This window comes from Sphingomonas aerolata (assembly GCF_003046295.1).
Taxonomy (GTDB): Bacteria; Pseudomonadota; Alphaproteobacteria; order Sphingomonadales; family Sphingomonadaceae; genus Sphingomonas; species Sphingomonas aerolata.
On the sequence record NZ_PZZN01000001.1, the window covers coordinates 433,847 to 447,526 of the forward strand.

The following is a 13,680-nucleotide window of genomic DNA, read 5'->3' on the forward strand; positions in this document are numbered from 1 at the left end:
TCGTCCGGACCGGATGGTTCGGAGGGGGGACCACACGACATGTTGCATAACTCGCGCCTGCTTTGGGCAACGCTGCCGCTTACCTTGGCTGCCCTGGGCGCCACCCAGTCAGCCCGTGCGCAGACCGACGCCCGTGCGCCCGGCGCGGCCGCGCAGGCACCTGCCGCGGATGCTGCCGCCGATACCACCGGGGATATCGTCGTCACCGGCTCCTATGCGGAGAGCCTGGCCGCCGCGACCGAAACCAAGCGGCAGGCCGGCTACGGGGTCGACGCGATCAATGCCACGGACATCGGCAAGTTTCCGGCGCAGAATGTCGCGGAAGCGCTCCAGCTTGTCCCCGGCGTCACCATCACCCGTCCGCGTGGCGAGGGGTTGTACGTCAGCGTCCGCGGGCTCGGGCCGCAGTTTCAGAGCACGCTGCTCAACGGTCGCCCGGTGGCGATCAACGACCTGATCGAGAATGGCGGTGCGAACGGGCGCCAGTTCCGGTTCGAGATGTTGCCGGCCGAGTTCGTCTCACAGATCGACGTGGTCAAGACGCCGACCTCGGACATGACCGAGGGCGCGCTTGGCGGCAATATCGACGTGAAGACGTTCCGTCCGCTCGACGTCGGTACCAAGACCACCGTCAATCTCCGCGGCACCTACACCACGCTGACCGACAAGGTAAAACCGAACGCCACCGTGCTGACGAGTGCTGCGACCGAAGACGGTACGTTCGGCATCCTCGCCGCCGCGCAATATTGGGGCAAGGAAGTGCGCAACGACCGGTCGTACAATACCGGCTGGTATCTCGACAAATTCGCCTCGGCACTCGGCACCGGCTTCTACACGCCGGGGCGCACGCGGCCGACGGTGGAGACGGAGGATCGCAAGCGGCTGTCGGGCATGATCTCGGCGCAGTGGAAGCCCAGCCCCGAGCTGGAAACGACGCTCGACGTGCTCGCGACGCGGCTCGACATCGCCTATGACGAATATGGGCTGGACATCTATCCAGACGATGCCAGCGTCGCGGGGCACAAGCCGGTGCTGGTGCCCGGTTCGGTCAAGCTCGACGGCAATACGGTGGTGGCAGCGACGATCAACGACGTGCGCTTCATGGGCACGCGCGAATACAGCCTCAACCGCCACGACCTGATCTCGATCGGCTTGAAACAGGCCTGGACGCCCGAGGGCTGGCATGTCGTCGCCAACGCCAACTGGTCGTTCGCGCACAGCTATCATCCGAGCTACGCCGAGGGCACGGTGCGCAGCCGTATCCAGTTCTTCGCGCCGCTCAGCTATGACTCGTCAGGCGGGTACAAGGTCGCACCGTCGCTCTCCACCCCGGTCAACGTGCTCGATCCCGCCAGCTATACGCTCTACCCGTTCAATATCGCGCCCAAGAACAGCAAGGACTGGGACACCTACGGCCGGCTCGACGTCGATCACGAGATGGACGGCTTCGTCACCAAACTGGCGGCCGGCGGCGAATATCACTGGCGCAAGCGCGACTACCGCCGCCGTGACTTCACGGTGAACCCGGCGGCCAACACGTCGCTGACCAGCTTCGCACCGAACGGCTATGAGCAGATCCTGTTCGACAATTTCCTGTCGGGCGTCGACGGCAACATCCCGCGAACCTGGCTCGTTCCGATCACGAGCGTCTTCTACGACCAGCTGTTCACCGCGGCGATCGCCAACAGCCCGCTGTCGGCGGGGGACCTGCGCGCCTCCTATGTCGTGACGGAAAAGACCGCGGGCGGCTATGTCCGTGCCGACTATGCCTTCCCGGTCGGCAGCGTCGCGGTCAGCGGCAATGTGGGCGTACGCTATGTCCACACCGACCAGGTGGCGAGCGGCACGCTGACCACCGGCAGCGTAGCGACACCGGCAAGCTTCCCACAGACGTTCAGCAACTGGTTGCCGAGCTTCAACCTGCGCGCCGAGCTGACGCGCGATATGGTCGGACGGCTGGGCGCGAGCCGCGTCCTAACCCGGCCGAACGTGACGCAGAGCGCACCGCAGATCAGCGTGTCGACCGACCAGCCGACCGCAAGCGGCGGCAACCCTGCGCTGCAGCCGTTCCTCGCGACCCAGTTCGACGGATCGCTCGAATGGTACTTCAACCGGTCCGGCTCGTTGACCGGCGCGCTGTTCTACAAGGCGATGGACGATTACATCACCGCGCAGAACATCAACGTCGAGATTCCGGGGCGCGGCACGGTGCTGCTGAGTACGCAGGTCAATGGCGGCAGTGCCAAGGTCTATGGCGCCGAGGCGGCCTATAACCAGGTGTTCACCTTCCTGCCCGCGCCGTTCGACGGCCTCGGCGTCCAGGCATCCTATACGCACACCTCGGTCGAGGCGAGCTACACCGCCGGCGCGCGACCGATCAAGGGCCAGCTGATCGGTCTGTCGAAGAACAGCTTCAACGTGGTCGGCTTCTACGACAAGGGGCCGCTGGCGGCGCGCATTTCCTATACCTGGCGCGACAAATATCTGGCGGGGATCGGCAGCACCACGCAGGTGCCGACCTATGTGGCCGCGTTCGGATCGCTCGACGGCAATATCTCGGTCCGCGCCACGGACGACCTGACCTTCAGCGTCGAGGCGATCAACATCGCGAACGCCAACAGCTACAGCTATAACGACAAGGAGATCCAGTTCGGCGAGATCAACAATTACGGCCGCACGATCCTGTTCGGCGTGCGGGCGCAGTTCTGATGATCCCGGCAGCCGCCACCCTGGTGTGGAGCGCGACGACGCAGCGGGCGATGCCGCGGCTCAAGCCAGGAGCGCTCGCGATCCTGGGCGTGGCCGCAGGGTTGCTGCTCGGACACGTCGCGCTCGCCGCGCCGAAGCGCGCGCTGGTCGTCGAGCGGGCGGTGCTGGTGATGCGCCACGGCATCCGCGCACCGCTCGACGGCGAGGTGCCGCCGAACACCCGGACCGGTGCCCCCTGGCCGCGATGGCCGGTGGCGGAAAGCCGGATCACCGCGCACGGTGTACGCGCGCTCGAGCGGGTCGCGGCGTATGACCGGCGCCTGCTCGCGGCACACGGACTGCTGACGGCGAAAGGCTGCCCGGGGGCTGGTGTCCGGATCAGGTCCAATACGTCGGACCGGACGATCGCCAGCGGCAGGGCCTATGCGGACGGCTTTGCGCCCGGCTGCACGCTCGACGTCGAGCATCAGCCGCTCGGCACCGTCGATCCGACGTTCGAACCGCTGCGCGCGAGGGCGACCGCGTTCGACCCGGCGGCGGCGATTGTCTCGATCAACCGGGACACCGGCGGGATGGCCGCCCTCGCCCGCCGTCATCGCGCCGCGCTGACCCGGCTCGATCAGGTGCTCGGGTGCTCGCCGACGCCACGCGGATGCCTGTCCGCTGACACGCCAGCCGTCACCGCGAGCGCAGACGGCCACGACCTCGTCCTCGCCGGGCCGATCCGCGCCGCGTCCGGTATCGCGCAGGTACTGTTGCTGCAGGAAGTCGAGGGGCTGCCGCGCACAAGCGTCGGCTGGGGCCGCGTCGATCCTGCCACCCTGAAACAGTTCGGCGCGCTGCACGCTGCGCTGTTCGCGGTGTTCACACGTCCGCCCTACATGGCTGCCCATCAAACCGCGGTGCTCGGCCGCGACGTGCTGGCCTCATTGTCGGCAGGGGGACCGCGGCTGACGGTGCTGATGGGTCACGACACCAACGTTACCGCACTGGCCGCGGCGCTGCGCCTCGACCTGACGGCGCCCGGCTATGCGACCAACGACGTTCCGCCCGGCGGCGCGTTGCTGTTCGAGCGCCTGCGTGACGTGCCGACCGGCGCGCGGTTCGTGCGCGCGTCCTACCGCACGCAGTCGCCTGCGACGCTTCGAGCGCTCGGACGATCGGCGTCGGTCGTGGCGCTCGAGATCCCTAAGTGCGCTGGTCCGCTATGTTCCGCCGCGACGTTCGAACGGCTGCTCGCATCACGCTTGGCACCCCTGCAACCCGCGGTGCGCCCCCTGAAACAATCTCGGTAGGATCCGGAACAGACACAGTCACTTGGCGCTTTGGATGTCACGCATCCCGGGAGCTGAACCATGACCGATCCAACACGCCGCACCTTCGTGTCGGGCGCCGCCGTCACCGCTGGCGCGCTCGCCGCGACCACCGTTGCCGCCGCGGCGCAGGGTGGCGGCAAGCCCGCCGCCGCACCGACGCCGGCCGCTGCCGCCTATCCCAAGCCGCCCTATCCCGTCCAGCGTCAGCCCTGGCCGGGTCTTGCATCGAAGATGACACCGCGGCCCGATCATGGCGAGACGAGCTACAAGGGGTCGGGCAAGCTGACCGGCAAGCGGGCGCTGATCACCGGTGGCGATAGCGGGATCGGGCGTGCTGCGGCGATCGCCTATGCACGCGAGGGCGCGGACGTCGCGATCAACTACCTGCCGGCCGAAGAACCCGACGCGCGCGAGGTCGTCGCGCTGATCCGGGCGGAGGGACGCAAGGCCGTCGCGATTCCCGGCGACCTGCGTGACGAACGCTTCTGCCGCAAGCTGGTGCAGCAGGCCGCCGAACAGCTTGGCGGGCTCGACATCCTCGTCAACAATGCCGCGCGCCAGCAGACCCGCCCTGGCATCGCCGATATCTCGAGCCAGGATTTCGACGATACGATGAAGACCAACGTCTATGCGCCATTCTGGCTGACCAAGGCCGCGCTCGAGCGGATGGGTGCAGGCGCGGTGATCGTGAACACCTCTTCGGAGCAGGCCGGCAACCCGTCGCCCGACATCGTCGATTATGCACTCACCCGCGCGGCGGTGCTGAACTTCACCAAGAGCATGGCCAAGCAGGTCGCCAGCCGCGGGATCCGCGTCAATGCGGTCGCGCCGGGCCCGTTCTGGACACCGTTGCAGGTCAGCGGCGGCGCGACGCCTGAAAAGCTGCGCAGCTTCGGCGGCGATTCGCCGATGGCGCGTGCGGGCCAGCCGGCCGAGATCGCCGCGCTCTATGTCGCAGCGGCTGATCCGTCGCTCAGCTATTCGACCGGGCAGATCTTCGGGTCGACCGGCGGCAATGGCCAGCCCGCCTGACGAGTGTTGTCGCTCTGGGGCTCGAAGCATCAGCCTCGAGCCCCCAGCGCGACGCCCCTTACTCGACCAGGGCGACGCCATAGCCCGCGAGGTCGAGCGCGCCGGGCAGCTTCCGCCCCGTGAGGACGTCGCGGGCCGTACCCGACTTCGCGCCGGGCATCGCCACGCTCAGCGCACCGGGCGTGGTATTAACGTAGAGCGTCCGCCCCTCGACCGTGCGCGCAACCACACCGTCGGGGGTTGCCGGTCCCGTCCGTATCTTCAGCCTGGCGTAGAGCGACCGGATCAGCGGGTCGATCAACCCAGGTTGCGCCGCGGTCGCGAGATAGATCGCCTGCCCCTTGCCGAATGTGTTGACGGTGATCGCCGGGCTCTTGTCGGGCGTGTTCTCGAACCGCGCCAGGACCTTTGCCGTGCTCGGCTCGAGCACCTCGTAATAGGGGTCGGTGCCACTAAGTTCGCGGCCCTCGAAGCGGACGCGCAGCGGCTGTTCGGACCGGTAGAAGGCGTTGGTCCGCAGCCCGAACACGTCGGTCATGCCGCCCGGCAGGGGCGTGCCGAACCATTTCCCGGTCGCATCCACCTTCGCCGAATAGCCCGTCATGACGACCGTGCCGCCGCGCTCGACGTAACCCCGTAGCGCCGCCGCGATCTTCGCATCGACCAGATACGCGCTCGACACGATGACGAGCTTGTAGCTGTCGATCGGGTCGTGGCCGATATCGATCACCGCCGCGTCGATATTGTCCCGGTAGAGCGGCGCAAAGGCCGCCTTCACCGCCGTCGTGTAGTCGGTCTTGAAATATTCGGGTGTGGTGTTCGGCCCGGGCGGCGGGCTGGTCAGCCACATCGTGTCGAACGAATAATGCACCGCGACCTGTGGCGGGTCGTAGCGGGGGAAACCCATCGTTTGGAGCTGACGGAACTCGCGCGCGATCTGCGCGAATTCGCCGACCTTCCACGACGGCCGGTCGTCATGGTCGACCAGCCCGAACAAGGCCTGCTCCTCTCCGCCGAGATGAGAATTGAAGGTCCAGGCGAGGACCGTCTGTGCATAATGCAGCAGCCCGAAATACGCCCACATCCGCGACCGCCCGGGTGTGCCGTAATAGCCTCCGCCTCCGGCAGTGAACTCATTGAACCAGACCGGCGTCTGGTGCCCGGCCCGGTTCATCATGACCTCGAACCCCGCACCGAGCGGGTCGCCGGGATAAAATCCCTGCGCACCATAGGTCGAGACATCTTCCCAGGAGCGGAGATAATCGAACCCCTTGGTCCCTGCGGTCGGCCAGAAGTTCGATGCGACCGGCAGGTTCGGGGCAAAGCGCTTGCGGATCGATTCGAGGTCCTTCAGCGCGCCGATCGTGTCGTCCGACCAGAAACGGCGCAGGTCGAGATAGCGCTCATTGGGCCCCGGACCCCGGCCATAGGGGAGGTCGACCTGATCCCAGTCACCGATCCGGCGGGACCAGCGCTGCGTCGCCCATGCGGTGTTGAGCGCGTCGACCGTCCCGTATTTCTGCTTCAGCCAGACGACAAACCGATCCCGGTCCGCCGCCGAATAGGACATCTGGCCATTGCCGATCTCATTGTCATAGCCCAGCGCGATCACCGCGGGATGCTTGGCATAACGCTGCATCATCCGCTCGGCGAGCCGACCGGCGAGGCGGCGATAATCGGGATCGCTGATATTGTCCCAGTAGCGCGAGGCGGCGTTGACCCGCACCCCGTCCTGCGTGACGATGTCGACGCCGGGATAGCGCTTGTGCAGCCAGATCGGCGCCGGCTGGCCCGGAATGTCGACGATGACCCGGATGCCCGCCGCCTGCATCTGACGCAGCACATCGTCGAAGCGCTCGAAGGTGAACCGCCCCTCTTCGGGTTCGAAATAGTCCCAGGCCAGATCCCCCACCCGGACCATGTTGAACCCGGCCGCCTTCATCACCGCGATATCGCTGGTGATCTGCGCCGGGCTGCGGTCGACGGGCTGATAACAGGTGCCGACGAACAGCTGCCCCTTGCCGGGCCAGCCGGGATGGCCGGCGGCGCTCTGCGCGCCCGCAGGAGCCGCGAGCAGCGCCGGCGCGGCCGTTGCAAGGGTCAACATCAGGGCGAAGGATCGCGCGCGGCGGCGTAGCATGGAGATGGTTGTCCTTATCGAAGCGGTGCCCCCCGTCGGGAGGCGCCGGTACTGCGCCAAGCTGGCGAATGCGTGGATCGGTGACGCGGGGACCTGACGCTCAGGCAAAATCGATCCGGAACGCGCTGGCGTGGCGGGTCGGAAGTGTCGCGGGCACGTCGATCACCAGCGCCTGCCCGGTCTGACGAAAGCGGATCGGCCCGCGATGGCCGAGCAGGCGGACGGCCCGCACCGCGCGCGGCTCGTTCGGATTGCCGAGCGCCAGCGCGGTGATCGCCACGGTTCCGGCAGGCTCGCCGAGCGTGATCGCGAAGAGTTGGTCCTTATTGGTCGTGAACCGGATATCGCGCGGCGTGTAATCCGCTTTTTCCGAGAACATGCCCGCGGCGGTTTCGGTCGGCCCCTCGCCGAAGATCTTCCAGGGCCGCGTGCCATGGATCGCCGGCGCGTTGACTGCCATCCACGGCGCCAGTTCGGCGAGCAACGTCTCCGACTCCGGCGGCAGGCTGCCATCGGGGTACATCACGACGTTGAGCAGCATGTTGCCGTTCTTGCTCACGATATCGGCGAGCATCGTGACGATCTGGCTGGTCGTCTTGTAGGGGTGGCGGTCGTTGAAGAACCAGTCGCCATTCGACGTATCGGTCTGCCACGGCAGCGCGTTGATGCCCTTGAGCACCCCCCGCTCGACATCCTCGACCGACGCCTCGCGGTGGAACTCCCCCGACCCCGAATTCTTGCAGGTATAGACCGCATCGAGCCGGCCGCGCCGTGCGATGCTGCCATTGTAGAGATGCGCGACAAGGGCGCGGCCTACGGCCCCGAACGGCAGCCCGCCATCCGAGTAGAGCAGGTCGGGCTGATAGCTGTCGACCAGATCGACGATCCGGTCGAACCAGTGCCGCTGATAGGCGGCGTTCGTGGTGTACCAGGAGGCCGGCGTGTTGCGGTAGGGCTCGTCGCGATTGCCGTGATAGAGATCGGCATTGGCGGGATCGACACCGTCATAGTCCTGCCCGAGCTTCGGCCAGAACTGATCGTACATCTGGTTCGGATACCACCAGGTATAGCTCGCAGCGAGATGCTCGGACACGCCGAAGCGCAGCCCGCGCCGCGTGGCCGCGGCCTTCCATTCTCCCACCACGTCGCGCTTCGGCCCCATCGCCACCGCATTCCAGCGCTGATGCTTGGAACGCCAGAGGTCGAAATTGTCGTGATGCACCGCCATCGAGACGAAGTATTTGGCGCCCGCGGCGGCATATTTGTCCATCAGCGCGTCCGGATCGAACCGGTCCGCGGTCCATAACGGCAGCAGGTCCTTATAGCCGTGCTCCGACGGATGGCCGTAGGTCTTGAGATGATGCTCGTAATGCGGGTGGCCGGGGACATACATGAAGCGCGCGTACCAGTCGCCCTGGCGGGGCACCGCCTGCGGGCCCCAATGCGCCCAGATCCCGAACTTGGCGTCGCGAAACCAGTCGGGCGTCTGATAGGTCTTGAGCGAGGCGACCGACGCATCGAAGCGTCCCGCGGGGATTGCCGGGCCGCCGCGTGCTGCGCCTGCCGGAGCCGCCGCAGCCCCCAGCCGCGCCGCGCCGACCCCCAAGGCGCCGAGCAGCGGTGCGGCCAGCACGTCGCGCTTGCTAAATCCCGCCATGTCTTCTCCCCTTTTGCCCGATTATTGTTTGATGCCCGCGATGCCTGCCGGTTCCAGCGTGACGAGCGCGATGTCGTTGCTCCGCATCGGCACCGTGACGCGCGTCGATCCGTTGCGACCGACCCGAACGGTCCGCGCCTGTTCGGGCAGGTCCTGCGTGGCCTGCTCGAGCCCCTTGCGCTGCGCGGGATCGAGCGACGCGGGCATACCCATGTCGATATAGAGCGAGAGCGGGTCATTCCGGCGATAACCGGTCCGGCGGATGGTCAGCCGGTACGTCCCCGCGGGCACGTGATCGAAGGTCAGCGCGATCGGCCGGGCCGCGGCCGCGGGCACCTGCCGCGTGTAGAAGGGCTTGTTGCTCAGCGTCTGGACCGGCTGTTGCCAGTCCCAGACCACGGCCGAGATCCGCTGACCATCGGCGGCGGCGAGCACCGTGTCATCCGCCACGGGTATCGCGCGGCCCTTCAGCGCGTTCAGATATTTATACGCGAACCAGGCCGGCTTGCGGATGCCTTCGCGGTTCATCAGCCCGAACCCGCCATGGAACGGCGTCGGCGGCGGCCCCGGCTCCTCGAACAGGTCGGTATAGGTCCAGTAGCTCATGCCCTGCGCATAGGCCCGCGACTGCTTCAGCTTGGTCAGGATGTAAGGCGCGCTGATATAGCTGTCGTGGACGAAGTCGCGCGGCGTGTAGCTCGTGCTCCATTCGGTGAAGTAGAGCGGCAGCCCCGGATAGGCCGACGCCTCGATCTGCTCGCGAACGCGGCGCACGTCGCCGACCACCGCGTCGGGGGACGCCGACAGCTTGGTGTCCTGCTTGCCCTCCTCGTCGAGGAATCCGCCCTCGACGCCATAGGTGTGCGTCGTCACGAAATCGATCGGCACGGCGTTCCGCTTCGTAAAGGCGAGCAGCTCGGGCACCCAGGCCGCGCCCGCGGTCGATGGCCCACCGACCCGCAACGCCGGATCGATCGCCTTGATCGTCCGCGCGGTGTCCGCATAGAGATCGAAATACGCCTTCTGGTCGGCCTTTTCCCAGAAGCCGTCGAGATTGGGCTCGTTCCAGACCTCGAAATACCAGCGGCGAACCTCGTCGGCGCCATAACGCTGCCGAACATGGCGGACATAGGCATCGATCAGCCCGCGCCACAAAGCCGGATCGGGATGCGAGGTATTGCCCTTCCAGTAGAAGATCGTCTGCTCCGAGGTCCGCATCGCATTGGGCGTGAAACCGAGCTCGACGAAGGGCCGGATCTTCTTGGCGAGCAGCGCATCATAGAGCTGGTCGATCTTCGTCCAGTCATAGACGATCCCCGCATCCGTCTTGCGCACCGTGCCGAGGACATCGTGGAAGATGTCATGGAAGCGGATGTAGCGGAAACCGAGCTCGTCGACCGCGGTCTTGAGCTGCGCCTGGCTGTCGCTGCGGATCAGCGTGCCCGGGAAATCCGAACCGATCGACAGGTCGAAGGATCGATCGACCGGACCTGCCGCCTTGGCGGCATCGATGACGACGCGACGTTCGCCCCCACGGGCAACGGGGGCCGCTGCAGCCGGCAGAGTGCTCAACGCTACGACTATTGACGCAGCCATTCCCGCGCTCGACGCCCACCGCATACCCGCTCCCGTTCTTATACGAATTGCCGTGATGGTAGCGCGATCAGGCGGAAGGGCAAGCTTTGTCCGACAAATAAGCTTTTTAGCGATCGCCGCGGCGTGCCGATCGCGTCATGCCGCGGTTCGCAGCGGTGCCGCACAATGCCGGGCGATGAAGTCGGCGTGGCGCGGCATCGCCTCGGCGGTCTTGGCGACCATCTCCCGCACATGGTCGAGAAACATGGCGCTCTCCGCCACCGGCAGTCCCGCGGTCAGCGGATCGACCGACGCGGGCCAGATGCCCTGGCCGAGCAGGACCGCAATCCAGCTGTCGGGGGTGAACAATTCGCCCTGTTCGCGAAAGATCCGCGCCCGGCCCGCCCAGAGATCGAGCTTGGCCTGCAGCGACGGCGGCAGCGTCATGCTCTGGCAATGCCGCCAGAACGCCGAATCCGTCCGCGTCGTCGCATGGTAGTGAAGGATGATGAAGTCGCGGACCTGATCATACTCCCGGAGCATCTGCCGGTTATATTCGGCGATCTCGACCGCGCTGAACCCGGTATCGGGAAACAGGCTCATCAGCCGCGCGATGCCCGACTGGATCAGATGGATGCTCGTCGATTCGAGCGGCTCGAGAAAGCCGCCGGCCAGCCCGATCGCGACGCAATTCCGGTCCCACAGCCGGTCGCGCCGCCCCGCGACGAACCGCAACTGGCGCGGATCGGCGAGCGGCGGGCCGTCCAGTCCGTCCAGCAGCACCCGCAGCGCGGTCTCGTCGTCGACATGGTCGCTCGCATAAACATGGCCGTTGCCGACGCGGTGCTGAAGCGGGATCCGCCAGCGCCAGCCGGCCGCTTCCGCGGTCGCGCGTGTATGCGGGGCCGGCGCATCGCGGGGTGCACTCGGCACCGCCCAGGCACGATCGCAGGGTAGCCAGTGCTGCCAGCTCGTAAACCCGACGTCCATCGCGTCGCCAAGCAGCAGCGATCGGAACCCGCTGCAATCGACGAACAGGTCCCCGTTGATCGCACGCCCGTCCGCGAGCCGGACCGCCTCGATGAAGCCGGTCCCGGCATGCCGATCGACTGCCGCCACGCGCCCCTCGATCCGCACCACCCCCGCGGCCTCGGCACGGTCGCGCAGATATCTGGCATAGAGCGCGGCATCGAAGTGGAAGGCATAGGACAGCGTCGACAGGACCGATTGCGGATTGGCCGACGGTCGCGTGAAACGCCCGTTGCGCGCCGCCACGGCCGACAGGCAATAGTCGCCGATAGGCCCCGGCATGTCGGCTCGCCCAAGCCGGGCCTGACGCAGCCAAAGCTGATGGAAAGCCACCCCCTCGACGTCGCGGCCATGCGTGCCGAACGGATGGAAATACGCGTCGCCCAGCCGCCCCCAGTCGCGAAACTCGATTCCCAGCTTGAACGTCGCCCCCGTCGCGCGGACGAAGTCGTCCTCGTCGATGCCGAGCATCCGGTTATAGTCGAGCAGCGAGGGGATCGTCGCCTCGCCAACGCCGACCGTGCCGATCTCCTCGGATTCCACCAAAGTCACCGCGACGCCGCTCTCGACCAGCCGCGCCATCGCAGCGGCGGTCATCCACCCGGCCGTTCCTCCGCCGACGATGACGATCCTGGTGATGCGGGCCGGGCCGGGATCCGTCACGCCGCCGCTCGCGCACCGAAATGATGGTGCTGTGCATAGGCGACCAGATCGCGGTTCGACGGCAGGTTGCGGATCGCATAGTCCGCCTGTCGCCGGACCTCGGCAAATGCACGCCGGGCATCGTCAGCATAGCGCAGCGCGCCGGCCTTTGCGCTTATGTCCGTCTTCCAGCCCATGCCGTACAGGACATATTGCCAGCTCGCGTCGGTGAAGATGTCGACCTGCCCGTCGATGTCGAGCTCGTTGGGTGGCCGGAACCGCCACCGGTCGAGCAGCTCGAGCAGGCTGTCGGGGATCGAGGTGTCGGCCACATTGTCGCGCCAGAACGCCGTGTCGCGCCGTTCCGAGATGCAGTAATGCAGCTTGATGAAATCGAGCGCGCGCTCGTAGCGGCGCAGCATGTTGGCGTTGAACTGGCGCGCCGACGTCTCGTAGTCGCCGCCCCAGGGAAACAGGTTCGCGATCATGCCCGCCGAGACCTCGGCGAACGCGATCCCCGTCGCCTCGAGCGGCTCGAAAAACCCGCTCGACAACCCCACCGCGACGCAGTTCTTGACCCAGTTGACCTCGCGGTACCCCGCATCGAACTTGAAATGGCGCACCTCGGCCTTGTCGCCGCCCGCGCCCAGATAGCCACGCAGCACGCGCTCGGCAGTCTCGTCGTCGCTATGGTCGGACGAGTAGACGTGCCCGATGCCACGCCTGCGATCGAGCCCGATGTCCCAGATCCAGCCCGACTCCTGCGCGGTCGAAATCGTGTAGGACGCGATCGGATCGCCGGGCTTTGCATAAGGCAGCTGCGCGGCGATCGCGCGGTTGCAGAACAGCACGTCGCGGCAGGACCGGAACGGCACCTTCATCGCCTTGCCGATCAGTTCGGCACGAAAGCCCGTGCAATCGATATAGAGATCGGCGTCGAGCATCCCGTTCCGCTCGGTGCGCACCCCGCCGATCGCCCCGTCTTCAGCGAGCAGCACCTCGGACACGGTGTCGGTCAGATGCCGGACACCGTTCCTGACCGCATGTTCGCGCAACAGCCCGGCGAGCGCCACCGCATCGAAATGAAACGCGTAGTTGAGCGGCCCGACATAATCGGGGTTGGTCGCCAGCTTGGGCGCGCGCATCGCGTCCGCGGCCTTTTTCTGTGGATTGGAGACCTCGTCCCAATTCTCCGCGCCGCCATGCCCCAGCAGCCAATAGGGCAGCAGGTCGAGGCCGTCGCTCGCATCGGCAACCTGGAACGGGTGCGAGTAATGATCGGTGCGGCCCTGTCCGGGGGCGTGGCGCCAATGGACGAACTTCGCCCCCTGTTTGAACGTCGCGCCGCATCGCCGGATCAGCTCGGCCTCGTCGATGCCGATCGTCGCCAGGGTCCGCCGGATCGTCGGGAAGGTCCCTTCCCCCACGCCGAGGATGCCGATGTCCTTGGATTCGACCAGCGTGATCGAGACCCCGCCCGCCAGATCGGCGCCCAAACGCTTCGCCAGATAACCCGCGGTCAGCCAGCCGGCGGTACCGCCGCCAACGATCAGGATCCTCTTCCGCATCACGCGCTCCGC

At 66.7% G+C, this 13,680-nt stretch carries 8 protein-coding genes; 3 read left to right on the forward strand and 5 right to left on the reverse strand.

What is annotated here, in order from left to right; genetic code table 11:
- The first annotated feature begins 39 nt into the window (after positions 1 to 39).
- Genes C8J24_RS02105 through C8J24_RS02115 form a run of 3 tightly spaced genes read left to right on the forward strand, consistent with a single transcriptional unit; the run spans position 40 to position 5,057 of the window.
- Positions 40 to 2,709 (forward strand): TonB-dependent receptor, encoded by a 2,670-nt coding sequence (locus C8J24_RS02105; protein ID WP_107929951.1) that lies wholly within the window; start codon positions 40 to 42, stop codon positions 2,707 to 2,709.
- Positions 2,709 to 4,004: a histidine-type phosphatase gene (locus C8J24_RS02110; RefSeq protein WP_208620895.1), complete on the forward strand. Its 1,296-nt coding sequence runs from the start codon at positions 2,709 to 2,711 to the stop codon at positions 4,002 to 4,004. The genes C8J24_RS02105 and C8J24_RS02110 overlap by 1 nt, the downstream gene beginning before the upstream one ends.
- A 60-nt stretch (positions 4,005 to 4,064) precedes the next feature.
- Positions 4,065 to 5,057: an SDR family oxidoreductase gene (locus tag C8J24_RS02115; RefSeq protein WP_056406115.1), complete on the forward strand. Its 993-nt coding sequence runs from the start codon at positions 4,065 to 4,067 to the stop codon at positions 5,055 to 5,057.
- A 58-nt stretch (positions 5,058 to 5,115) separates the two neighbouring features.
- Here the strand turns inward: C8J24_RS02115 and C8J24_RS02120 are convergent, their stop codons facing one another.
- The 5 genes from C8J24_RS02120 to C8J24_RS02140 all read right to left on the reverse strand — a co-directional run bounded on the left by C8J24_RS02120 (position 5,116) and on the right by C8J24_RS02140 (position 13,668).
- A complete protein-coding gene (locus C8J24_RS02120) occupies positions 5,116 to 7,164 on the reverse strand; it encodes a beta-galactosidase (RefSeq protein ID WP_244180349.1) in 2,049 nt (682 codons plus the stop codon).
- Between the two features lie 133 nt (positions 7,165 to 7,297).
- Positions 7,298 to 8,854: an alpha-L-fucosidase gene (locus C8J24_RS02125; protein WP_107929955.1), complete on the reverse strand. Its 1,557-nt coding sequence runs from the start codon at positions 8,852 to 8,854 to the stop codon at positions 7,298 to 7,300.
- Positions 8,855 to 8,875: 21 nt separating this feature from the next.
- A complete protein-coding gene (locus tag C8J24_RS02130) occupies positions 8,876 to 10,426 on the reverse strand; it encodes a GH39 family glycosyl hydrolase (protein ID WP_338110769.1) in 1,551 nt (516 codons plus the stop codon).
- Positions 10,427 to 10,585: 159 nt separating this feature from the next.
- Complete coding sequence (locus C8J24_RS02135; protein WP_244180351.1) at positions 10,586 to 12,121, reverse strand: tryptophan halogenase family protein; 1,536 nt, start codon at positions 12,119 to 12,121, stop codon at positions 10,586 to 10,588.
- Positions 12,118 to 13,668, reverse strand: a complete 1,551-nt coding sequence (locus C8J24_RS02140; RefSeq protein WP_107929959.1) for a tryptophan halogenase family protein — start codon at positions 13,666 to 13,668, stop codon at positions 12,118 to 12,120. Before C8J24_RS02140 ends, C8J24_RS02135 begins: the two co-directional genes overlap by 4 nt.
- Between the last annotated feature and the right edge of the window lie 12 nt (positions 13,669 to 13,680).

Bases quoted from the DNA above. Each gene is read 5' to 3' on its own strand.
- C8J24_RS02105 (WP_107929951.1), top strand. From the start codon at position 40: ATGTTGCATAACTCGCGCCTGCTTTGGGCAACGCTGCCGCTTACCTTG.
- C8J24_RS02110 (WP_208620895.1), top strand. From the start codon at position 2,709: ATGATCCCGGCAGCCGCCACCCTGGTGTGGAGCGCGACGACGCAGCGG.
- C8J24_RS02115 (WP_056406115.1), top strand. From the start codon at position 4,065: ATGACCGATCCAACACGCCGCACCTTCGTGTCGGGCGCCGCCGTCACC.
- C8J24_RS02120 (WP_244180349.1), bottom strand. From the start codon at position 7,164: ATGTTGACCCTTGCAACGGCCGCGCCGGCGCTGCTCGCGGCTCCTGCG.
- C8J24_RS02125 (WP_107929955.1), bottom strand. From the start codon at position 8,854: ATGGCGGGATTTAGCAAGCGCGACGTGCTGGCCGCACCGCTGCTCGGC.
- C8J24_RS02140 (WP_107929959.1), bottom strand. From the start codon at position 13,668: ATGCGGAAGAGGATCCTGATCGTTGGCGGCGGTACCGCCGGCTGGCTG.